The organism is Melioribacteraceae bacterium, from assembly GCA_035362835.1.
Classification (GTDB): domain Bacteria; phylum Bacteroidota; class Ignavibacteria; order Ignavibacteriales; family Melioribacteraceae; genus DSXH01.
In genome coordinates this window covers 1,009,989-1,031,763 of the sequence record DAOSDY010000001.1, presented here as the reverse complement: position 1 = coordinate 1,031,763, position 21,775 = coordinate 1,009,989, and the positions used below count along the sequence as shown (strand labels likewise).

The 21,775-nt window shown below is 39.0% G+C and carries 22 protein-coding genes; 11 read left to right on the top strand and 11 right to left on the bottom strand.

The features are described 5' to 3' along the window. The first annotated feature begins 305 nt into the window (after positions 1 to 305). Positions 306 to 680: an STAS domain-containing protein gene (locus tag PLZ15_04320; protein HOI28964.1), complete on the top strand. Its 375-nt coding sequence runs from the start codon at positions 306 to 308 to the stop codon at positions 678 to 680. 2 nt (positions 681 to 682) lie between these two features. Here PLZ15_04320 and PLZ15_04315 read toward each other — a convergent pair whose 3' ends face one another. After that, entirely contained in the window at positions 683 to 1,900 is a 1,218-nt protein-coding gene (locus tag PLZ15_04315; protein HOI28963.1) for a peptidase U32 family protein, read from the bottom strand. 106 nt (positions 1,901 to 2,006) lie between these two features. On the opposite strand from PLZ15_04315, the gene PLZ15_04310 reads away from it, so the two are divergent. The 6 genes from PLZ15_04310 (at position 2,007) to PLZ15_04285 (ending at position 8,615) form a co-directional block, all read left to right on the top strand. Further along, positions 2,007 to 3,131 (top strand): MFS transporter, encoded by a 1,125-nt coding sequence (locus PLZ15_04310; GenBank protein HOI28962.1) that lies wholly within the window; start codon positions 2,007 to 2,009, stop codon positions 3,129 to 3,131. Positions 3,132 to 3,203: 72 nt separating this feature from the next. Next, entirely contained in the window at positions 3,204 to 5,135 is a 1,932-nt protein-coding gene (locus PLZ15_04305; protein ID HOI28961.1) for a PAS domain-containing sensor histidine kinase, read from the top strand. Between the two features lie 14 nt (positions 5,136 to 5,149). After that, positions 5,150 to 6,532: a sigma-54 dependent transcriptional regulator gene (locus tag PLZ15_04300; GenBank protein HOI28960.1), complete on the top strand. Its 1,383-nt coding sequence runs from the start codon at positions 5,150 to 5,152 to the stop codon at positions 6,530 to 6,532. Positions 6,533 to 6,541: 9 nt separating this feature from the next. Continuing rightward, complete coding sequence (locus tag PLZ15_04295; protein HOI28959.1) at positions 6,542 to 6,892, top strand: STAS domain-containing protein; 351 nt, start codon at positions 6,542 to 6,544, stop codon at positions 6,890 to 6,892. Between the two features lie 14 nt (positions 6,893 to 6,906). Then, the gene (locus PLZ15_04290; GenBank protein ID HOI28958.1) at positions 6,907 to 8,049 is read left to right on the top strand and encodes a SpoIIE family protein phosphatase; all 1,143 of its coding nucleotides are present in this window, start codon (positions 6,907 to 6,909) and stop codon (positions 8,047 to 8,049) included. Positions 8,050 to 8,360: 311 nt separating this feature from the next. Continuing rightward, a complete protein-coding gene (locus PLZ15_04285) occupies positions 8,361 to 8,615 on the top strand; it encodes a septation protein SpoVG family protein (protein HOI28957.1) in 255 nt (84 codons plus the stop codon). Positions 8,616 to 8,732: 117 nt separating this feature from the next. Here PLZ15_04285 and PLZ15_04280 read toward each other — a convergent pair whose 3' ends face one another. From PLZ15_04280 to PLZ15_04270, 3 genes are all read right to left on the bottom strand, one after another. Continuing rightward, positions 8,733 to 9,731, bottom strand: a complete 999-nt coding sequence (locus PLZ15_04280; GenBank protein HOI28956.1) for a DUF4922 domain-containing protein — start codon at positions 9,729 to 9,731, stop codon at positions 8,733 to 8,735. Between the two features lie 8 nt (positions 9,732 to 9,739). Further along, positions 9,740 to 11,188, bottom strand: coding sequence for a glycosyltransferase family A protein (locus PLZ15_04275; GenBank protein HOI28955.1), 1,449 nt, complete (start codon positions 11,186 to 11,188; stop codon positions 9,740 to 9,742). 99 nt (positions 11,189 to 11,287) lie between these two features. Then, positions 11,288 to 13,240: a TonB-dependent receptor gene (locus PLZ15_04270; GenBank protein HOI28954.1), complete on the bottom strand. Its 1,953-nt coding sequence runs from the start codon at positions 13,238 to 13,240 to the stop codon at positions 11,288 to 11,290. Positions 13,241 to 13,836: 596 nt separating this feature from the next. On the opposite strand from PLZ15_04270, the gene PLZ15_04265 reads away from it, so the two are divergent. The 4 genes from PLZ15_04265 to PLZ15_04250 all read left to right on the top strand — a co-directional run bounded on the left by PLZ15_04265 (position 13,837) and on the right by PLZ15_04250 (position 16,169). Next, complete coding sequence (locus PLZ15_04265) at positions 13,837 to 14,319, top strand: septal ring lytic transglycosylase RlpA family protein (GenBank protein ID HOI28953.1); 483 nt, start codon at positions 13,837 to 13,839, stop codon at positions 14,317 to 14,319. Positions 14,320 to 14,429: 110 nt separating this feature from the next. Continuing rightward, entirely contained in the window at positions 14,430 to 14,966 is a 537-nt protein-coding gene (locus PLZ15_04260; GenBank protein HOI28952.1) for an outer membrane beta-barrel protein, read from the top strand. 150 nt (positions 14,967 to 15,116) lie between these two features. After that, positions 15,117 to 15,548 (top strand): Rrf2 family transcriptional regulator, encoded by a 432-nt coding sequence (locus PLZ15_04255; protein ID HOI28951.1) that lies wholly within the window; start codon positions 15,117 to 15,119, stop codon positions 15,546 to 15,548. A gap of 15 nt (positions 15,549 to 15,563) precedes the next feature. After that, positions 15,564 to 16,169: a PH domain-containing protein gene (locus PLZ15_04250; GenBank protein ID HOI28950.1), complete on the top strand. Its 606-nt coding sequence runs from the start codon at positions 15,564 to 15,566 to the stop codon at positions 16,167 to 16,169. On the opposite strand, the gene PLZ15_04245 is transcribed toward PLZ15_04250, so the two are convergent. The 7 genes from PLZ15_04245 to PLZ15_04215 all read right to left on the bottom strand — a co-directional run bounded on the left by PLZ15_04245 (position 16,170) and on the right by PLZ15_04215 (position 21,753). Next, positions 16,170 to 16,913: a class I SAM-dependent methyltransferase gene (locus PLZ15_04245; protein ID HOI28949.1), complete on the bottom strand. Its 744-nt coding sequence runs from the start codon at positions 16,911 to 16,913 to the stop codon at positions 16,170 to 16,172. 164 nt (positions 16,914 to 17,077) lie between these two features. After that, a complete protein-coding gene (locus PLZ15_04240) occupies positions 17,078 to 17,911 on the bottom strand; it encodes a 4Fe-4S binding protein (GenBank protein ID HOI28948.1) in 834 nt (277 codons plus the stop codon). 26 nt (positions 17,912 to 17,937) lie between these two features. Next, positions 17,938 to 18,729, bottom strand: coding sequence for an ABC transporter permease subunit (locus PLZ15_04235; GenBank protein HOI28947.1), 792 nt, complete (start codon positions 18,727 to 18,729; stop codon positions 17,938 to 17,940). A gap of 1 nt (position 18,730) precedes the next feature. Next, a complete protein-coding gene (locus PLZ15_04230; GenBank protein HOI28946.1) occupies positions 18,731 to 19,435 on the bottom strand; it encodes an ABC transporter ATP-binding protein in 705 nt (234 codons plus the stop codon). After that, complete coding sequence (gene nosD, locus PLZ15_04225) at positions 19,432 to 20,742, bottom strand: nitrous oxide reductase family maturation protein NosD (GenBank protein HOI28945.1); 1,311 nt, start codon at positions 20,740 to 20,742, stop codon at positions 19,432 to 19,434. The genes PLZ15_04230 and nosD overlap by 4 nt, the downstream gene beginning before the upstream one ends. Beyond that, the gene (locus tag PLZ15_04220) at positions 20,720 to 21,178 is read right to left on the bottom strand and encodes a nitrous oxide reductase accessory protein NosL (protein ID HOI28944.1); all 459 of its coding nucleotides are present in this window, start codon (positions 21,176 to 21,178) and stop codon (positions 20,720 to 20,722) included. The genes nosD and PLZ15_04220 overlap by 23 nt, the downstream gene beginning before the upstream one ends. Next, a complete protein-coding gene (locus PLZ15_04215) occupies positions 21,175 to 21,753 on the bottom strand; it encodes a hypothetical protein (GenBank protein ID HOI28943.1) in 579 nt (192 codons plus the stop codon). The genes PLZ15_04220 and PLZ15_04215 overlap by 4 nt, the downstream gene beginning before the upstream one ends. Positions 21,754 to 21,775: the final 22 nt, after the last annotated feature.

Below are 21,775 nucleotides of genomic sequence, written 5' to 3'. Positions count from 1 at the left end.
GAATTAAAATCCGGCTTGTGGCATTCGAATTGCATATACTTAAACACACACACATCAAGGACTTAGTCCTTAAGGCTGGCGAAGGGAAAGTAAGTTTAAGAAGGTCCTTCGCCTTCTTTTTTTTAAAATCAAGTTTCATCAAACTTGTCTCCCTATTCTTCCTTGGATTGGTTCTGTATTGAAATTATCGAATAATTTTTTTTAGAGAGTGATTTAGGAAGGCAATTCTAAACACCCGGTTTTAAATTAGGCCATAAATTCATATATTGAACCCCCGAAAACAAACTACAATTTATTTTTAGAGAATGGAATTCAAGTCGGAAAAATTCAGTGATGTGATGGTCATTCACGTCTTTTTGACGAGGGCGACATTGGCCAAAGCGGTTACCTTTAAAGAATATGTTAGCGGCATTGTAAACAGCGGTTCACATAAAATAATTATTGACCTGAGTATTTGCGAATATATCGATTCAACTTTCCTCGGCGCAATGGTTGCTATTCTTAAAAAAGTAAATTCACTTAACGGGGATTTAAGACTTGTTTATAACAAGGAAGTCCCTTCGTTATTATTTGTTCTAACGAGAATGGACAAGGTTTTTAAAACCTTCACAGCACTCGATGACGCACTGGCAAGCTTTAATGTTTCCGGCAATAAACCGCCGACATTAAACTGGAAATAATCTCACCTCTCCAGCTCAATAATTTTATATACTTTGTCAAACTCGCGGACTCTCTCTCCGCATTGAATTGTTACGTTATCCCCTTTCTCAGCGGTAGCAATCAGCAAATCGTCTTTATAAATTTCACCGACGGATATTTCCAGATTTCCGGTAGTATTGCCGGTAATATAAATTAAATCCCCGCTCGAAATTTTTTCAGCTTCAATCTTGATTTGAGCAATTTTACTTTTCTTATAATAATTAACCACCTTACCCGCATATACTTTTCTTGTCGTTGCTATGCTTCCGTAACTTTTGGCATAACTTTCCGAACCCGGCTGACCCAAATAAAATCCGGGCGAGAATCCCCGGTTATAGACTTTCTTCAATTCATTTTCCAGATCCTCTTTCTTTTCCCGCGAAAGAGTATTCGAAAAATACCTCTCAATCGCCTCTCTGTAAACCGAAACGGTTTTACCAATATACTCCGGACTTCTCTTTCTTCCTTCAATTTTGAACGCGTCAATTCCGGCTTCAATAAGTTTATCTATAAACCCTATTGTACAGAGGTCTTTTGGCGACAGTATATAATCCTCTCCGACTATCATAGAGTACTTATCGTCCTTGTCGATGATCTCATATTCTCTTCTGCAGGGTTGAATACATTCTCCGCGGTTGGCGCTTTTATCGAATATCTCGTGACTCATAAAGCATCTTCCGCTGACAGCAATACACATAGCGCCGTGAATAAAAACTTCTACTTCCACATTGGTTTTCTGTTTTATCTCAATTATTTTATCAAGAGTACACTCGCGAGCCAGAACTACCCTTCCGGCACCGAGATTTTCGAAATACAGTGCTGCTTGAGAGTTGGATATAGAAGCCTGAGTGCTTATGCAGAAAGGAATTCCGTATTCCCGGCATTTCATTATAACCGCATGGTCCCAGCAGATTATCATATCAACGCCGGCGGATTTGGCGGCTTTCACAATGCGGTCGAGTTGTTCAAGTTCGTGCTCGAATACTATGCTGTTGAGCGTAAGATGTGTTTTAACATTCTTTTCCCGGCACGCGGAAACGATCTCCGGCAGCTCGGATATATCAAAGTTGTTTGCTTTGGCCCGCATGTTAAGGTCTTTCACGCCGAAATAGATTTCATCGGCTCCGGCACTAATAGCTGTGTTGAGCATTGTCCAGTTGCCGGCCGGCGCGAGCAAAAGCGGTTTTCTTCTGTTTTCCATAAATAATATAAAATTGCTTTTTACTACCGCAATTATAATAAAGCTTGCCGAATAATTGTTTATTTATTTTACCTTGAACTATTTTAGCGTGTCATTATAAATTCTTATGAACAAGAATATCTATCTTGCCTTAGTCGGTATCGGGATTGGAGGAATTGGATTCGGTCTGATAACCCCTGTTACTGTTCTGCTTCTTGAACAGGCGGGAGCGTCGAGTTTTATTACCGGCTCTACAACTATGACTGGCTACCTGAGTATAGCCCTGTTTTCCCGTTTTACAGGAAGATTAATCGATAAACTCGGTGTAAAAAGAGTCCTTCTCGCCGGATTGATTATCTGGATGCTCGGCGCAGTTGCGCACGTCTTCTGGTTTATTTACCCGCTTTTATATCCGATAAAATTTTTAATGGGAATCGGAGGCACGTTTATTTTTGTTTCAACCGAGGTTATGATTAATCACTATAGCAATGATTCCAATCGGGGTAAAAACATAAGTCTTTATGTTGTTCTGCTTTCCGCGGGGGTTGCTGTGGGTACGCTATTGATATGGACAATTAATTTAGCAGATTGGGTTCCTTTCGTTATCGGAGCTTTGATAATGTTTGTAGTACTGATTTTCGAGTATCTTATACTGGACGACTTTAGAATTAAATCATCCGAAGAAATTCCGGAAAAGATGCCGCTTTCCAGAATGCCCGTTATCGGTCTTTTGGCCGGAATTGTATATGGGCTTTTCGAATCCTCTATTATAGTTGCTCTTCCGATGTACGGTTTAAGGAACCGGTTTGGAACTGAGGAAGTTTCGATCTTTCTTGCGTCATTTGTCGTTGGAGGAATTGTTTTACTTTATGTAATCGGTTCGATCGCCGATAAGTTGAGCAAACACCGGCTTCTTCTTTACATCTCTTCTATCCTTGCGCTACTCTTTCTGATTCCTGTCGCAGTTAAAGAATTCGTTACTCTGTTAATAGCCTTTTTTGCAATGGGAGGAATTGTTCCCGCGTTTTATACCGTTGGATTAAATTACACAGTCGAACAGGTGAATAAAAAATATATGGCACAGGCAAACGGTTTCTTTGTGATGATGTACGGTTTAGGTACAATTGCCGGTCCACTTTTAGGCTCTCTGACCGTTGAGCTGGATAAGCAATACGGATATTGGATAATGGCCTCGGTATTGTGTCTTTTATTTTACATATACCTGTTCCAAAAGCCCCGTTCCAACGCTTGAACTATGTTATATTATTACTCATATGATTTTATTATTTTAAGATCGGTTTTATATCAACTATGAAAGTTATGAATGACCGGTAGACTTGCAGACATACTCCGCGGTATTCAATCGTCAATCAGATTTGATGCGGGTTATCTATTTAAAAAGGGGAAAAAATCCTTTTCGATTTTGTGTGATATCGGGCTAACTGATATTGAAAACGGGAATATTGCCGCAATTAATAAATTGATTGCCGATAAGAATTCGGCTCTAGCCGACCTCTATAAATCTAAACAATTTATCCGTTTAAAAGAGGAGTCGGGCTTACTCTCTATTTACAGGGATAAAATACTGGTGAATAATTCATGCGATTTCTATTTAGTCCTTTTAAGTAGAGAAAAATTACCTGATTTAAAATCAATCAAAACGAAAATCAGCGAGCATACCGATGCTATAAAAAAAGAACTTCTGGAGTCCGGCCCGGCGGTTGAATCCGATATTGATCAGCTCTATAAAGAAGCATTAACTACAATTCCTACTGTCATCTATTCTACTGATGCAGGGGGAGATAGATATCATTTTATTACTGACGCGGTTAGAAATCTCTTCGGCTATTCTCCGCAGGAGATCTACGAAAACAAGCTTCTTATTCTCCGATCAATCGATCAGGATCACTTCCATAAATTTCGCGGCTTTACAGACAGGCTAAGAAAAGGTGAAGTCTGTTCGGTTGAGTACAGAATGAAAGACCGTTTCGGTAAAGAGCGCTGGGTTAGACATTCGGGAATTCCGATATTGAGGGAAGGCGAGGTTGTACGTGTTGTTGGAACAATTAATGAAATATCGGAAGAGAAAATTGTTCAGCTCAAACTCGAAAACTCCGAAGAAAAATTCAGAATGCTTATTGATACAGCCGACGACCTGATATTTATTCTTAACGGGTTCGGATATTTCAGCCTTGTAAATAAGAACGGCGCAAGTGCTCTTGGTTATGTCCCTGAAGAAATGATAGGAAAGCATTTTCTTGAGTTCATTGATAAAGAAGATGAATCCAAAATAGCCGAAGCATTCACAAGAATTTTAAGTTCAAGCGAAGTAACCACTTTTGAAGCGGTTTTTCTGGACCGGTTTGATAAAAGCGTTACCTTTGAGATCCATGCAAAACCGATGATGAGCGACGGCGAAGTCTCCGGAATGATTAGCATCGGAAGAAATATTACAAACCGGAAACTCGACGAACAGAAAATCCGGGACCTTAATGCAAAACTTGTTGAGGCCAACAGGATCATCTCTATCGAAAGGGAAAGAGCCCGGCATAAAATAAATGTACTTGAGGAGCTGAATAAACTTAAAAGCGAATTTATCTCGAATATTTCTCATGAATTGCGTACACCCCTTGCCTCAATCGTCGGTTTCGCAGAGACAATACTTTCCGACCCGGATCTTCCGAAAGAGACGGCCCGGGAGTTCAACGAGATTATTCTTAGCGAAGGAAAAAGACTTGCCAAACTGATTAATGATGTCCTCGATTTTTCAAAACTGGAATCGGGAGAGGAGGAGCTGAAAAAGGAAAGCTTTAATCTCGCGGATCTTTTTCATGAAATAATTGATTTGTATCAAAAACAGTTGACCGAAAAAGAAATTCATCTCTCAAAAGATTTTCCTGAAGACGAAATTAATATTGTTGCAGATCGGGCAAGAATTGGTCAGGTAATTTATAATCTTATGTCCAACTCAATTAAGTTTACTAACAAAGGGGGCAGAATATTTCTTTTTCTGGTTGATCACGGCAGGGAAGTCGAATTTAACATTACTGATACGGGCATTGGAATTCCGGAAAAAGATATTCCGAGATTGTTCGATAAATTTACCAAAATTCAGAGACCCGGCGCACCACTGATGGGTGCCGGATTCGGACTTGTAACAGTTAAACAGATTGTAGAACTTCATAAGGGTGTAGTACGCGTTAGAAGCGAGGAGAATAAAGGTTCTACTTTTATTATCAGGTTACCTAAACAGTAGTATAACGAGGGCAAATGAATAAGCTTATTTTCATTGTGGATGATGAGGAGGCAATTCTTAAAATGTTGACACACTGGTGCAAGACCCAGTGGAATTATAACGTTAAAACATTCACAAACGGCAGTGATGCTCTTAATTCTTTAAACGAAAATCCGGATCTGGTTCTGCTGGATATTATGCTTCCGGATATAAACGGAAATGATGTCTTACGAACTATAAAATCGAAACATCCCAATCTTCCTGTTATTATGCTTTCTGCACAGGGAAGCGTTGAAGTTGCACTTGAATCCGTCCGGCTTGGTGCCTTCGATTATTTCCCTAAACCGATCGATAAAAACCGTCTTGAACCTGCTATTAGAAACGCATTAAAGAATTACGACCTGGAACGTGAATTAGAAAACCTGAAAGAGAATCTCCAGAAAGAATTCAGTTTTGAAAATATCGTCTCCGCGGACGACAGGATGCAGGAAGCGTTCAAAATGGTTTCAAAAGTCCTGAATAATGATATAACCGTTTTAATAACAGGTGAGAGTGGTACTGGTAAGGAATTGGTTGCCCGGGCCATTCATTATAACGGCAAAAGAAAGGACGCCCCTTTTGTTGTTGTTAATTGTGCTTCGATTCCGCGCGAACTTCTTGAAAGCGAACTGTTCGGTCATGAAAAAGGATCGTTTACCGGCGCTCACCAGAGAAAGATCGGAAAGTTTGAATTAGCCAGAGGAGGTACAATATTTCTGGATGAGATTGGCGAAATGGAAATGTCGCTGCAGGCAAAAATATTGCGTGTGATTCAGATGAAGGAGTTCGAACGCATTGGCGGTAATGAGATTATTAAAAGTGATGTGCGGATTATCTCGGCTACAAACAGGGATTTGAAGAATGCCGTTGAATCAAAAGGTTTCAGAGAGGATCTTTATTACCGTTTAAGTTCATTCCCTATTCATATTCCCCCGTTGCGCGAACGGAGAAGGGATATTGTGGTACTTATCGATCACTTTGTTAAACATTTTAATCAGAAGCTCGGCAAAAATATTAAGAATCTTTCTAAGACGACACTTAAAATACTTTATGATTACGACTGGCCTGGTAACGTAAGAGAACTTGAAAACACAATTGAGCGCTGCCTCATTCTAAGCGATGGCGATCTAATTGAACAGGATGTTCTGCCCGATAGCATTACGATGCAACTAAAAAGCGGCCACATGATTTCATCCGCTGAAATTTTTAACGACAGTTCTCCCGTAGTTCCTTTTGAGAAATTGAAAGAAGAAGCCATAAAACACGCTTTAAAGGTAACCAATAATAATATTGTTGAAGCAGCCAGAAAATTGAAAATTGGAAGGGCAACTTTATACAGGCTGATGGAGAAATATAAGATCAGTGCAGAAAAAAAATAGGAGACGTTTATGGGTATTATTGAAGAAGTAATTGATGATATTGTTGTTGAAATTATAAATCTGGACAGGGCAACATTAAAAGAAGCCGACCAGCTTAAGAGTATGATTAACGATAAAATCGATGCCGGCTATAAAAAAGTGATTATTGATATCTCATCGGTCGAGTTTATCGATTCAACTTTTCTTGGTGTGATAGTGAATACTCTGAAGAAAGTGGCGGCTCTTAAAGGCGATCTTAAACTTGTCGGATTCAAACCAGCGGTCCGCGCAATGTTCGAACTGACCCGTCTTTTCAGAATTTTTGAATCGTTCGGGGATCTTCAGGACGCAATTAAGAGTTTCAGCAATTTTAACAAATAGGATACAGGTCAAGCGTGCCAGTAAGCGACAGCAAAATTCCAAATAAAATTCTATTGGTTGAAGACGAATTTAATATAGCGAAATTGTTTATCTACAACCTTACAAAAGCAGGCTTTGTTTGTGATCATGCAAATAACGGAAAAGAGGGACTTGAGTTTGCACATAGAAACCGACCGGATATAATTATCAGCGATGTGATGATGCCGGAAATGGATGGATTTGAGTTTAGAAAAAAATTGCTTGATGATACAGATTTAAAATCGATTCCATTTGTTTTCCTTACTGCAAAAGGTGCCGAAGAGGATATTCTGCAGGGATTTGATCTTGAGATTGAAGACTACATAATAAAAACTTCCAGCCCCAAAGTTGTAATCGCAAAGGTATCCGCTATTCTTAAGAGCCTTGAAAAGGAAAGAGTAAAAATTGTTGACGAGGTTCAGAAAGCAGCGGATTCAATGGGCGCAAAGGTGGTTCCCGATGAAGCTCCCCAGTTTGAAGGATTCAGTATTAAACACTGGCATCTGCCATTTAAAAATGTACCCGGCGGGGATTTCATTGATTATTTTAAAATCGATGAAAATAATATTGCAATCGTTCTTGGCGACGTCATGGGAAAAAGATGGGGCGCCTGGTATTTTGCAGTTGCATACGCGGGTTACGTTAGAAGTGCAACAAGGTTTGTCCTTGAATCTTCCAGTGAATATAGCCCGAGTGATATTCTGCATAAAGTTAACGAATCGGTTTTTAAGGACGAAAGAATTTCCGAAGTGTTTATTACGCTTTCAATTGTTCTCCTCGATAAAAAAAATAAGGTTGCAAAATATTCCGGTGCCGGAGATTTGCCGATTGTTTACAAATCAGGCGAGGCTAAACTGATCCATTCAACAGGATTGCTGCTTGGATTCAGCAGTACAGGCGAATATGAAGATCATGAAATTAAACTTAATACAGGTGATGAGATCTTCCTGGTTACTGACGGTATTACAGAAGCAAGGAATAAGGAAGGACTTCTGTACGGACAGGAAAAGCTTATCAATTTCATAACCGGAATGAGAACAGAAGAGGATTCCGTTGAACAGATGAAAAATGAATTGTTAAGTTATACCGGCGGAGAATTGGAAGACGATGTAAGCTTTATAGCCGTAAAACTTCTCTGATAAAAACTGTTCATGGATTCTTAACCGGTGGCGGTATAACCTCAAAAACATTAATATAAATTACTTCTTATACCTATCAGCAATTCCTTCACCTCTCAATAAATCTAATATTTTAAAAATTGAATTATTGTAATACAACGCTTATTTTCCGTAAGAGTAATAATTTCAATTGTAAATATTATGATTCGATCCTTATTTCTGGGTGATTCTAACGATTTCGAATCCAACTTTGTTGGAATCGTAAATAAAATCCCGGAGACTTAAAATTGTTGGGGTGGTTTAACTGTCTAACTAATTATCAGGAGGCTCAAATGAAGATTGTCCGTATGAATCTTCTGGACGGGAATTCCAGAAGCAAAACGGTTGCCTTTTTTGATTTCCAGACAATTGATGAAATTACCATTAAAGGATTCCGTGTTGTAAATGGATCCAACGGACTGTTCATTTCTTCCCCGGACCATAAGGGGAAAGACGGAAAATATTACGAGTCGGTTATTCTATCAAAAGAAATGAAAAAAGACCTGGAAAAACTGGCTCTCGATGAGTATAACAAATCCCGCAAGTAAAATGGCGCCGAGGGTCGTCTTAAGAGCAATAATTCTGTACTTATCGTTTTTTAAAAAGGATTCAAAGGAAAAACATCGACTCCACACTTTTGAGACGACCGGCTTAATCGGCATTCCTTACTTCGTCATGTAATCTGTTATTTTCTTTCTTAAGTATTCAAAAAATTCTTTTGTAACTGAAACCTGTTTGAAAATATCAATTACATCATGTGCCGCTATTTTCTTCCAGTCCTCCTCTCGAGGAAGAACAAAAACTCCTCCTAAATCTACTGCCGCTGGACTAATCATAATTTTCGCGGATCCTTCTTTGTAATACTGATCCGGTCTGTGATTTCTTCTCGGGAAGATTACAACTGTCCATTTGTTTTCACCGTAAGAACTGATAATGTTCCACATCGGTTCCTCGTTGGGCAGGGATATATTCCGGAAGATATTCGCAACATTTTTAAAAATGCTTTGAATCTCGCCTTTACTTGATGACTCCATAACAATTCCATACCGCAAATAATTGTCCAGAAAACAGATCTCGGTTTTATCTTCTTTCAGCAGATTCCCCCGGTTTAATTCTTTTAGTTTGGCTATTTCGTTTTCTAAAGGAAGTGTTTTTTTAGGAATTGCCTGGAAGTGAAAATGATCCGGTGCGGAAGCACCGCAGTTTGGTCCGTTGTAGAAGAGAGTGAAATTCTGATTCAGATCTCTTGAGATTTCGATAAGGTCATCGAAATTAAGAACTAGATTTTGAGGAATATGTTTTCTGTGTGTAATTGTTAAATGACCCGGAAAAATCGGATAGGGATTACAAAGTATGAGATAATGTTTGTTATACTCGAGCGCCGATTGCTCGGCGGGTAGATTGTTCAGGCATAAAAAACAGGGACGCATGCTGATCGATTTGCTGTCCACTTGGGCCGTTGTAGAAGTAATTCGTTCCGGATTATGCTGCAACACAATTTCAAATCCGTCAAATTCGATTTTTCTTGTATTGACATGAGAGAGGTTGTTTACATTATTATTAAGAAGCGGCCACGATTCCCTCTGATCCGTAATCAATTTTTCAATTGCAGCTGTCCAGGCTGCAGGACTGACACTTTTCTCTTTACTACTACCAAGAATCATTTAATTATTCAACTTCGGTTTATCGTTTTTCTGGTTTCGATTTCAATTGTTCGCAACCGGTCTTTATAAAAATTGTTTCTATTAAGCCTGTTGATATCGAGTTCGGCATCGGTATTCCCTTCCCATCGTCTGCAGATGTAAATCGGCTCGTAAATTCTTCCGATTTTATAACTCCGCGATATCGTTATTCCAAGATAATAGTCCTCACCGTAACTCACATTCGGAATTTTCAATTCCCTGAGCAGTGGAGTATAGAATGCACGGGGAGCTCCCAGGCCATTGATTCTTAAAGCGTTGTTTGTACCGTTGTCGTCGCTCCATTCTTTATGGTCTATTAGTCCGGGCGGTATCGGATTAAGTTCAAAATCACTCAAAATATAAGATCCGATAACCATTGCGCAGTTCTCGCGGCGGAAGGTATCGATAACCTTTTGAAGGGTGAATTCATCTTTATAAAGATCATCACTGTCGAGCTGAACAGAAAATCTTCCGCATTCCGGTTGATTCACGCCGTTATTCCAGCATCCGCCGATAAGTAAATCACCGCGCGGGGGAATCCTGTGAATAAGCCGATTGTCCTTTAATGCAAAGTTTGTTAGAATTTCTGTGGTTTTATCTGTCGAATGATTATCTATAACAATAACATTGAACGGGAAATCCGTTTTCTGTTTAAGGGCAGACGAGACTGCATCGGCAATTGTTTTCTCACGGTTCTTAACCGGAATTATTACTGATGCTTCGTTCTGAAATTCGTGAGAACCGAAGTCAATCTCCCGTTTTTTAGGTTCTATATATGCACCAATCTTTTTTAAATGATCAGTTGCAACATCTTCCATCTCAATCTGCATTTTCCGGTTTCGCGGATCGACATAATCGAATTGCTTTTCCCCTGATTTGCGCGGATCGAATACCTGAGTGGAATACAAATATTCCGGTATCCTGAAAACCCGCTTCCGTCTGGAAACACTCAATCGAATTGAATATAAAGCGGAAAATTCCAGTTCGAACGGAATTTCATTTACCCCGTTTTTAAATTCATTTGAATCAATCAGCATTACCGGGCCGAAATCAAAATCATCACGGATACTTCCCGTTTGGTAATCGATCAGAGGATGAGGTTTTAACGTACCGGCAATTTCATAATAGTCGGAGTAGATTATTCCCGCCCTGGTATCGCGGGCAACAGAGAGCATTCTTTCAATTGAATGAATTCCAAAATCTATTTCAATTGCGCGGTTAATAAGAAGAAGATAATCGGTTTCCAGTCTCTCTGCTATTATTTTTAATGTGTTAAAATTATTAATGCTGTTTACCGGAATAAGATTAGGAGTTGATGAGATCGGATTGACTGCTAAAAAATAAACTGATTCAATTAAAGGATGGTCATTGAATTGCTTATTAAAGTATTCGGCTTTGGAATTATTGTCGATCGGAATAAATGCCGAGATTTTTTTCATCGATAAACTTTTTTTATTCTTCCTGAAATTATAAAAAACAATCTACCGGACAAAACTATTAATTGTTTTCGTCCGTAATTTACACCGGCTCTATCCTACCTAAAATTCAAAATTTGCACCGAGAAAAAACTGTCGCCCGGATTCAGGCAATCCGAACTGTGTGTAATAGAGCCGATCGAACAGATTGTTGATTCTAAAATAAACCTCGAGGCCGGAACCGCCTAATTCAAAGTTGTAGGCAATTCTGAAATTACTTAAGAAGTAATCGGGAAGCCTCTGGTATCCAGCCGTGCCTTCTCTCAATCCGAATTCATTGCCGACATATTCAAATTCGAGTAAAGCAGAGAGACGGTTTGTTAAAGAGTAATCAATTCCGAAAGTGCTCATAAGTTCTGGCCGGTATTCAAGAGTATCGGCAAATTCGCCCGAAGCGTTTTTAGCCGATGCTGATAAATAGGTGAAATTGAAATATGCCTGAACATCTGGTCCGGTGTATTTTGAAATCAGTTCGATTCCGTATGTTCTTATTTCATCTTTATTTACTCTCATAAACTGCTTTTGCGGAAGAGTAATTCTTACTATCCCGTCCTTTAAATAGGAAAGAAAAAGAGAGGCATCGGTGGAAAATCCAGATTTTAGATAACTGAAACTCAATTCGCCGGAAGTTGCTACTTCGGCTTTTAATTCGGGATTGGTAACAAATCTTCCGAGCGCCCCGGAGAAAGTTTCTCTGAGGGTTGGGAAGCGTGTCTTTCTTCCGCCATTAATTCGAACCGACATATTAGATGTGATTGAGTAAACGAAAGCAGCGTTGACGGAAAAATCCGTTACACTTTCCTTTGCCGGTTTGTCTCCTGTCTTAGGAGTTTCAATTCTATCAATTCCGCCGCCAAGCGAGAGAACATAATTGTCTTTTATGTATTCGTATTCAAATCCGCCGCTTAAAATGTTTTCGGAATAAATTTGGGAGACGAAATTACCAGACATAAATTCTTCCTTATGCTGGAAAAATTGACCGTTCAAACCGATTTTAAGAAGAGAGTTCTCGCTTAGAATATTTGTATAGATTATTCTTCCTCGGAATGTGTTGTCGTCATTCTTTTCAATATCATCATACGTATTAAAAGTAAAGTCTGTGAACTGATCAATCTCCATATCAAACTTGTTATATGATAGAGAATAGAAGAGATAAGAACTGACCTGATCGAGCTGAATATTTCCCATTGTCCCGACAATGAGATTTTTCCATTCAGGGTAACGCCAGTACCTGGGGTTTTCAACACCGATTTCCGGAGGGACTCCTTTCTCCGAATCGATATATGAGAAAAAGAATCCGCCGTTAAATTTCTCGCTGAATTTATAATTCAGTTTGCCGAAAAGATTTTTACTCTCCCGGAAACTATTTAAACGGTCCCTCCCCGGATTCGATGGATCGCTGAATGATGAAGGTAATCTATAATTATTATTATCTATATAATTGGCCGATATGAGATAAGAGAGTTTTTCGTTTCTGTTCATGTAAGTGCCGGCAAAACTTCTATCTCCTGTCTCCCCCAGCTGTGCAGAGATTGTACCATTCTTGTCTGTCAATCCGGGATTGACAGAACTCATCTCAATAACACCCGAAATCGAATTAGCCCCGAATAATGATGGAGGAATTCCTTTCAGCATAGTTATTCCGCCAATTACCCCGGCCGGAATCAGACTCAGATCAATACGGTTATCCCAAGGAATATTGAGGGGTATGCCGTCGAGAAACAGTGTAATCTGTCGTTCACCCGAACCTCTGAAAAAGAAGAGACTTTCTCCCCTCGAGTTTGTCTGGACCTTAATAGAGGGTATTTTTCGTCCGAGTTGAATAACCGTCCCGGCATCAGATTTTTTTATTTCTTTTGGGCCGATCTTAATAAAGGATTCAGGCTCAAGGACGAGAACTCCCTGTACGGTTAGTTCTTCTAACCGGTATGATTTAATTGAATCCTGAGATTGGGCTGACAAATGGTTGAATGCTAAAAAAAACGAAAAAACTGATAGCAGGATGCCTTTTTTCATGATGATTCAGAATTTATTTGAGAAACCAGTTTTCTGATTTATAGAACTGTCAAACGGTGGAGTAAGCAATAAAAATTTTGTCCACCGATCAAAAAACCTCGAAAATATGTAAAAATCAAAGATTTTTACCAGATGATTCTAATCACATATCATTTATCAGTTTCTAAAATAACTATTATTTCCGTAAATTTGCCATGCGAAAATGAAAGGATTTATACTAACATATAGTTTAATGATGGGTCTACTTCTGTATTCGCTTGGAATTGGGAGTGCCGGTTCCAAAGCGGATGGGATCTCAAATTTTGAATCCACTCACTATGACTGTTCGGAAGAGTTCTTTTGCTTTTACGACAGTCCATATATCAACTCACATGATTTCGGGCAGGATCAGGTTGTTTATTTCATCAATTCAAATAATCCGGTTCATTATCCCTTAGTCACCCAAAATCGAGAGCAAAGTATTGCTCTTAGCCAAAAAAGCTATCGGACCCATAAAGGGTACGCTACAAATCTGAAGATTTAGCGTTTTTCTTTTTAACCTAAGTTTTCCTTTTTCTCAGTCTAATAGGTATGTTCAACTAACAAAGAGGTAATATTTGCGTACGTTAAAATTAATCTTCATCATAAGTCTGGTGCTCGTTACAGTCGGGTTTATCAGCTGGACTGATTCATCGGCATCAGAGAATGTTGGTGCGGAGAAGATTTCCGTAAGCAAAGATGCAAAGCCAAATGTATCAAACGTTAACTTCGAAGAGATCGGAACCATGGTTGCATCCTGGTACGGTCCCGGATTTCACGGGAGGTTAACAGCTAACGGGGAGACGTATAACCAGATGGCATTAACGGCTGCACATAAAGAATTGCCGTTTGGCACTTTCCTTCGAATTACAAATCAAAAAAATGGTAAGTCTGCTGTTGTAAGAATAAATGATAGAGGACCATATATTGAAGGAAGAGATCTGGACCTTTCAAAGGGAACTGCTATAGCTCTCGGAATGGTGCAGAGAGGTGTTATAAAAGTAAAGGTAGAGGAGATCTCCCTTGGAGATTATAATCCGCCGGTTGTTACTCTAAATTGATTTAAATGCGCCCGGCCCTTTGTGACCGGGCTCATTCTTTTATTGAAAAGCACTAAGTATCTTTTTATGTTACATTTCCAAATAACACAATTATTCTTTTAGGAGGTATTATGAAAAAAATTGCTTTACCTATTTTAATCCTGTTATTCGTTGTTGGAAATATTACCGGTCAAGGTAAGTTTTCTTTAAGTGCCGGCGGAAATCTTGCAATTCCAATGGGAGATTTTGGCGATGCTGTTAATATGGGGTTTGGTGCTTCGGTTCAGGGAGAATATCAATTCCAGGAGAAACTATTTGGCACAGCCACAATCGGTTATTTAATGTGGGGAGGAAAAGATATGGATTTCGGATTCGGCTCAATTAAATCCGATTTCAGCGCTATACCATTAATGGCCGGCGTTAAATATTTCTTCGCAAAAGGAATTTACGGTCATGGTCAGCTCGGTCTCCATTTCTTCTCTGCAACTGTTGAAACCACAGGCGGTTTATTCGGTTCATCTAAATCATCTGCCAGCGAAACCGAATTTGCTATTGGTCTTGGAGTCGGCTACGAAGTTTCGAATTGGGACTTGTCTGCTCTATTAAATATTATCAGTGATTCCAATTATATTGGAATACGGGCAGCATACAGATTTTCACTCAAATGATTTTTTAGAGGCGGTTAATCAACTTGATAGACCGCCTTTTTTTTACCCCCTCATCTTTTTCCCTTCAGGAAAATTTATTTTCTGTTCAGTTGCTTCCTTTTTTCTATTTTTACATTAACCATTTGAAGATTAGAACAACAGGTAATATAAATGACAGTGTTTTTCTCCAAAACCTGCGAACTTGGACTTCAGGCAGTTCTATTCCTTTCCATCAAAAAGGAAAAAATCATTTTTAACGCAGATGAAGTATCCAAAGAATTGAAAGTCCCGAAGGAATACGTTTCCAAAGTCCTTCAGATTCTAACAAAGAGCGGAATTGTGGGATCGAAAAAGGGGAAAAGCGGGGGATTCTATCTTGCCAAGAGTCCTTCCGGAATAAAGCTGATCGATATTGTTGAGGCAATCGATGGATTAGAAGTATTTCATTCCTGTGTTCTCGGATTCCCCGGCTGCTCTTCCGAGAATCCTTGCCCCATACATAATAAATGGGGTAAACTCAGGGATGAAGCATATAGAATGCTGAGCGAAGAAACTCTTGAACAGCTGAAAGAAAAAACAATTCAAAAAATAATTTCATTATAGTTCCGAGAGGCGGATATGAAAACCACATTAAGAAAGGATGAACACTTATTATTCGAAACAAGAAAACACTGGTTCTTTCTGATCATTCCGGTTTTAATTACGGCCGCACTTATAGTACTCTCGTTTTATATTTATTTTCAACTTGATGATAAAAAAAGCTGGTATTTATTTATCCCCGTTCTGTCGGTCCTTTATTTTTTATTCAGATATTATTCATGGAAAAATGATCTCTGGGCGGTTACTAATATCCGGGTTATTGATGAAAGCGGTGTATTCTCAATTAATTCGAAAGAAAGCCCGATTGATAAAATCAATAATGTGGCATACAGTCAGAATGTCCTGGGCAGAATTTTCGGTTATGGTGATGTGCAGATTCAAACAGCCGCAGAAATGGGAGAGACAAGTTATACGAATATTTCCTATCCGAACAAATTGAAGGAAGCTCTCTCAAGCGCAATGGAACAATACAAAGAATCGCAGATCAACAAACAGGCCTATAAGCTTGCAGATGCCGTTGACGGCGAGATAGGTGAGGAAACAAAAGAATGCCCCTATTGCGCGGAGAAAATAAAAGCCAAAGCCAAAGTATGCCGGTATTGCGGCAAAGAGTTACCGCTCTAATTATTTTCTGATTGCTTCGATAAACAGATCTTTGGATTTTCTCAGATCGAAAGGATCGCCGGCAAAATTCCCGCTGAATTTAATTTTGTAAAATCCAGCTCCCTTCAGATAATTCCCGATTCTCTTTTTTGAATGAGGATAATGAATTGTGGTAACAAGCCGGAACTCCTTCGGAGATGCTGTAGGAAAAGCGAGTATGTTGAACCTGATTTTTTTATTCCCAAGGTCATAAAAACGGATTATTGTCTGGCCGTCACGAACCGCAATATTGTTTATTCTTTTCTTCTCGCGCAGAATTAATTCATAATTCAGTATATGAAGAAAGAGTTTCCCGCCCGGTACAAGAGTTTGTTTAATCTTGTTGAAAGCTTTTTTAAGATCGGCGGGTGATAGATGAGCTATTGTATTACCGACGGAGACAATGTTATCGAAATAGCCGTGATATTTCTTCGGGAGAGAGTTGAATGAATGAACATGAGAGTCGATTGAGACGTTAAATTTTGATGCGTTGTTTTCTGCTTCTTTGATCATTAAGAGTGACGGATCGAAAGAAGAAACAGAATGTCCGTTTCGCGCGAGAGCAATTGAATCAAGACCTATCCCGCATCCGATATCTGCTGTTCTTCCGGGTTGAGGAAAAATATTTTTATAGGCATCTGTTCTGAGTGCCAGGTTTTTTTCGAGATCGATCATTCTGCCGTAGAAACTCGAAATCTCATCATAAAAATTTTTACTGTTGAGCATTTATCCCTCTAATTAATCACCGTCCGCAAAATACAATTGTAAAATCTTAAAAACATTTTATATCTAAGAATGAAATAACATTACGGATTTCAAGGTCAGTTGTTAAGCTGATCGATTCTTTGTCTTTGATTGTTTATTAACTCTCATTGTTATCCTTTCTGTAATTAAAGGTCTATACTTTTTAACTGATTGCCGTTTATACCGATTACAATTACTCTTACCGGCAGATTTCTTTCAGAATGATCGAGCGCCTGTGTTACAAGCTGAACCAGTCCGCTGCAGCACGGTACTTCCATAACCACTACAGTAATTGAGTTTATGTTCGTCTGGTTGATTAGCGTAATCAGCTTATCGAGGTAGACCTGCTTGTTTGAATCAAGTTTAGGACAAGCAATTGCAAGGGATTTACCTTTAATATAATCTTTGTGAAAATCTCCGTAGGAGAACGCGGCACAGTCTGCGGCAAGAAGCAGATCCGAATTCCTGAAGTGAGCAGCAGTTGGAGAAATCAAATACATCTGAACCGGCCAGTTGGACAATTGCGAGGTACGGGTTCCTTCCTCTTCAAATTGACTTGGTACAAGCACTGCTTCCTTATTACCGGGACATCCTTCCTTTAATGGTTCTTCAGCCACAGCGTCATCCGGCACCGGTATTATTATTTTGTGGTCGTTTAAATAATCTATAGCTTCCGCAAAGAGACCAAACTCCTTATGATCGCGCAGATGCTTTAAGTGGGCCTTAATAACGTTAGGCCCCCCTTTTACAATGGCTTCCATAACAATGTATTCGTTGTAGGGATCTGCCTCTCTTCGTTCTATTGTTATAGCTCCCTGCGGGCAATCGGATATGCATGCACCAAGCCCGTCGCAGAAAAGGTCGCTTATCAATCTGGCCTTACCGTCAATAATCTGAAGAGCGCCTTCGGCACAGGCGGGCACGCATACTCCGCAGCCGTCGCATAACTCCTCGTCAATTTTGATTATTTCCCGAATCATTTTATTGCTCCGTAAAGAAGAATAGTTTATAAATCCTTTTTAGAAAATTTTGACTTTCCGATTACAAGCGGAACAAATGTCCATATAATTAATGAAACAATGGAAATCAGTATTCCGAGATCGGTGTTAAAGAATTTCTGAAAGACAGCTCCCGTGTAACCCATTAAAGCCGCCACATCAAGTTTAAGAATTATTAATATCCTCGCCAAATCGACCGGATTAAATATTGAAAAACCGATCAGAATTTTTTCAAGAGGATAATCATTAAAATACTGAATGAATACAAGGAGCAGACCGTCGTAAAGAACTGCAAAACAGAGCCAGACAAATATCGATAATCCGAGTCCAAGCATTCTGTTTTCATTATATGATGCAATCAGGAATGCGATCGATACAAAAATGGCCGTCTGAAAAAATCCTGATACGAATAGATAGATCAAAACTTCATAGTGATCTTTCAAACTTATCTTTGAAAAAAGAAGCGGTATAAGCGTACCGATAAAAAAACTCGATACTAGCGGTATCACAAGCCCAAGGTATAATCCGATGAAGAGAATATTTCTCTTTATCGGCTGGGAAAGCATCAGTATGATGTAATCTTTGTTGTTGTAATGATAGATAGTGCCGAATATGATTGATACAAGCGGAATTATTATAAGTGTAATATTCATCATGCTTACAAGAACCTTCGGCGCGTCTGATGAAAAAGTCGTAAGCCCGTAACCGGTAATTAAGAAAAAGGCCGTGTAAATTATCAGCCAGAGACTTCTGGACATATCGTGTATCTGGTACCGGATTATTTTAATTAGTGTTCTCATATTAATTTCCCGTCATGATCGATGCGATTGAGCGTTCGAGATTCTGTTTTCCGGTGGAATTGATCAGATCGATCATTGTACCTTGAAAGCGGGTTTCACCTTCAAGAAGGAAAATAACATCTTCTGCAAGTTCTTCAAGTTCGCTCAAAATATGTGAAGTGAATATTATTGTCTTGCCCTGTTTATTTTCTTTAATGATTTTGTCTTTTAGAATACTGCTGGAGACAGGATCGAGGCCGGCAGTAGGTTCATCGAGAATTAATATTTCCGGGTTAAAAAGGAATGCAATAACCGCGTTTACTTTCTGCTTGGTGCCCCCTGAAAGGTTTTTTAAACGCTTGTTGAATTCTTTGCTGAGTCTCAGCATGTCTATCAACTCTTCGTCGTAGGATTTATAATCATCACGAAGATTCTTTATCATCTTAATAATTTCAGTAACTGTCAGGTTATCGGGGAAGCTTGCAATCTGGGGCATATAGCCGATTTTGGATCTGTAGGAATGATTGCCGTTTAATTTTTCCGCATCAATATATATTGAACCGTTGTCCGGCTTTACTAATCCCAGTATCGATTTAATAAGAGTTGTTTTTCCGGATGCATTCGGCCCCACAAGATATGTAATTGTTCCATTTTTAATCTCGAGGTTTAGATTCCGCAGAACTTCAAGCGACCCGAAACTTTTATTTAATCCTGAAATGGTGATCATAAAATCCTTTTCATTTTTGGTTTGTCGTCTGTTAGTCCGGCAGGTGTAAGAGTCGGAAAAATATTTTCAGCGAGATTTATCAATTCGGTAAATAAACTTCTGATCAAAATGAGAGAGGGGCGGACTTTCTCGCTGATTAGTGAAAAATATTTTACAGGCCGGAATGGTATGTCTCCAATTCCGTCTTTATTCAGATCATATCCTTTGTATTCGGACCAGTAATTACCCTCGAAGAAATTATAATTTCGGGTACTGTTGGTTGTTACGTCAAATGTGTTGCCGATAAAATTGTTTGATAAAAATTCATTGTCCATCGAGTTTGCCATCAGCCGTATTCCCCAGCCGTTCTCTATAAATTGATTCTTTTCCGTAAGGACTCGGCTGCATCCTTCATAATAAACGGCACAGGAATTTTTAATGAACCTGTTGTTGAAAATTCTGCTGTCGGAAATGTCTTTAAGCAGAAGTCCGTATGCGGCCCCGCCCCAATTGTTTTCGAACAGATTATTAAACATTCGTACGTTTTTGGTAAACATTACTGCTACTCCGGCACCGTTGCCGGCAAAATAATTATCGGAATAATCGCAGCTGTCTGAAAACATAAAGTGAAGACCGTACCTGATGTTGTTTCTACTCCGGTTTTCTTCGATTCTGCTTTTCTTAACAAATTCGAAATAGATGCCGTCTCTGTGACCGTTTATTTTATTTCCCTTAATATACATTTCCCGGCATTGCCACAGATGAATTCCGTTTCCTGAGTAGGTCTCCCGTTTTTGAAAAGCCGTCAGTTCGTTGTCTAGAATCCTGCATGAGGATGATTTGGAGAGATAGATTCCGAAGAAATTATTAATGAATTTATTCTTTTCTACTGTACAGTTTTGAACACTATCAAGCTTTACAGCTGCATTTTCATATATAAAATTGATTCCGGCATCTTTAAAGATAAACCCGCGGATTACTACATGATCTGCTTTTACTTTTACAATTTCATGTTTACCATTCCCTGAAATTACAGGCTCATTCATTCCGATGAGCAGGATCGACTTTGTAATAAGAAGTGTTCCTTCGTTATAAAATCCGCCGGCAACTATTAATGTATCCCCGTTGGAAGAGGCTTCGAGTGCGGCGCGGATCGATTTTATTTTATGCTTCTCGCCGATAACGAATGTTTTTGCAGAAAGTATAGAAGAGAATAGGAGGAATATTATAAAAAATAAAAGACCGCCGTAAGAATATTTTCTTAGATTACTTACTGTACTGTAACTGCTTATTAAGTCTGCTCGCTTAATTCCATTTCTCTGATACATATTTTAGAATACCGTCCCAGGATATTATTACCCCGTCAAATTCTTTTAATACCTTGTCAAGTTCGTTTGAGTTGCTGAATCCGCTTAGATTAAGCCCCATTGGACTTCTTAGTTTTTCGCTTTTAAGAAAGAGAGCATTATTGGTATTGATCAGGCTCTCAGGATTTGAAAAATCTGTTACCCACATGGATCCTATAGTTTTGCTATCGATTTTCATAGAATAATCGGCAAGGCATTCGATAGAATCAAATTTGAATATTTTCCCTTTGTCCGTTATAAGCTCAGTACCGTACTTGGGATCGGAAATAGCCATTTTGCAATTATCACAATTGTCCTCGCCGTAAGAAATCGGTTCGGGTTTTGACTGACAGGATAATACTGTAAAAGCTGACAATAAAACTAAAATCGTCCATGCTGCTAAATAATTCCTTTTCATTTCTCCTTTCCTTTTTTGTCTATAAAATATGATGTGGTTGCCAACCCAACTGAAATAAAAATCAGGATGCTTCCAAGACCCGGTAAAGAAGTTGCGGTTATATTGAGCAATTTTTTTGTTCCGATTACCGGCGGCTGATAACTCATGCCGGGTACTTTAATAGGTGCTGTAGAATCAAGATTGTGTCCGTAATCGTATCCCCACATGTAAAAATCATACAGGCCGATGGACATAACAACAAGTACAAAAACGATCCAGACAAGAAGCATTTTTCTCTTTTTAAGAAATGCGATTAATATTCCTGTTAACGAAAGAAAAATCAGTATATAGGGCATATACTTTAATTCTGGAATTGCATCGGGTACAATGGGCTTCATTCCGATATAGTGATTAAGCCCGTTAATGTTTTTTAGATCGAATTCTTTTTCACCTGTTACCTGATTTACCCATATTCTCAACCCGATTCCTTCGGGATATTGGGGAGCTTCAAGATTTATATTCCAAATAGGAAATAGAAAAGCACCTAATAAAATCAAAGCTGAAGCAATCATTAAATATTTTGATCTGTTACTCATTACGTTACCTCGGGAAAGAGTC

What these genes read in the sequence shown, in the direction of transcription:
- PLZ15_04320 (HOI28964.1), top strand. Translation starts at nt 306, where the DNA reads ATGGAATTCAAGTCGGAAAAATTCAGTGATGTGATGGTCATTCACGTC.
- PLZ15_04315 (HOI28963.1), bottom strand. Translation starts at nt 1,900, where the DNA reads ATGGAAAACAGAAGAAAACCGCTTTTGCTCGCGCCGGCCGGCAACTGG.
- PLZ15_04310 (HOI28962.1), top strand. Translation starts at nt 2,007, where the DNA reads ATGAACAAGAATATCTATCTTGCCTTAGTCGGTATCGGGATTGGAGGA.
- PLZ15_04305 (HOI28961.1), top strand. Translation starts at nt 3,204, where the DNA reads ATGACCGGTAGACTTGCAGACATACTCCGCGGTATTCAATCGTCAATC.
- PLZ15_04300 (HOI28960.1), top strand. Translation starts at nt 5,150, where the DNA reads ATGAATAAGCTTATTTTCATTGTGGATGATGAGGAGGCAATTCTTAAA.
- PLZ15_04295 (HOI28959.1), top strand. Translation starts at nt 6,542, where the DNA reads ATGGGTATTATTGAAGAAGTAATTGATGATATTGTTGTTGAAATTATA.
- PLZ15_04285 (HOI28957.1), top strand. Translation starts at nt 8,361, where the DNA reads ATGAAGATTGTCCGTATGAATCTTCTGGACGGGAATTCCAGAAGCAAA.
- PLZ15_04280 (HOI28956.1), bottom strand. Translation starts at nt 9,731, where the DNA reads ATGATTCTTGGTAGTAGTAAAGAGAAAAGTGTCAGTCCTGCAGCCTGG.
- PLZ15_04275 (HOI28955.1), bottom strand. Translation starts at nt 11,188, where the DNA reads ATGAAAAAAATCTCGGCATTTATTCCGATCGACAATAATTCCAAAGCC.
- PLZ15_04270 (HOI28954.1), bottom strand. Translation starts at nt 13,240, where the DNA reads ATGAAAAAAGGCATCCTGCTATCAGTTTTTTCGTTTTTTTTAGCATTC.
- PLZ15_04260 (HOI28952.1), top strand. Translation starts at nt 14,430, where the DNA reads ATGAAAAAAATTGCTTTACCTATTTTAATCCTGTTATTCGTTGTTGGA.
- PLZ15_04255 (HOI28951.1), top strand. Translation starts at nt 15,117, where the DNA reads ATGACAGTGTTTTTCTCCAAAACCTGCGAACTTGGACTTCAGGCAGTT.
- PLZ15_04250 (HOI28950.1), top strand. Translation starts at nt 15,564, where the DNA reads ATGAAAACCACATTAAGAAAGGATGAACACTTATTATTCGAAACAAGA.
- PLZ15_04245 (HOI28949.1), bottom strand. Translation starts at nt 16,913, where the DNA reads ATGCTCAACAGTAAAAATTTTTATGATGAGATTTCGAGTTTCTACGGC.
- PLZ15_04240 (HOI28948.1), bottom strand. Translation starts at nt 17,911, where the DNA reads ATGATTCGGGAAATAATCAAAATTGACGAGGAGTTATGCGACGGCTGC.
- PLZ15_04235 (HOI28947.1), bottom strand. Translation starts at nt 18,729, where the DNA reads ATGAGAACACTAATTAAAATAATCCGGTACCAGATACACGATATGTCC.
- PLZ15_04230 (HOI28946.1), bottom strand. Translation starts at nt 19,435, where the DNA reads ATGATCACCATTTCAGGATTAAATAAAAGTTTCGGGTCGCTTGAAGTT.
- nosD (HOI28945.1), bottom strand. Translation starts at nt 20,742, where the DNA reads ATGTATCAGAGAAATGGAATTAAGCGAGCAGACTTAATAAGCAGTTAC.
- PLZ15_04220 (HOI28944.1), bottom strand. Translation starts at nt 21,178, where the DNA reads ATGAAAAGGAATTATTTAGCAGCATGGACGATTTTAGTTTTATTGTCA.
- PLZ15_04215 (HOI28943.1), bottom strand. Translation starts at nt 21,753, where the DNA reads ATGAGTAACAGATCAAAATATTTAATGATTGCTTCAGCTTTGATTTTA.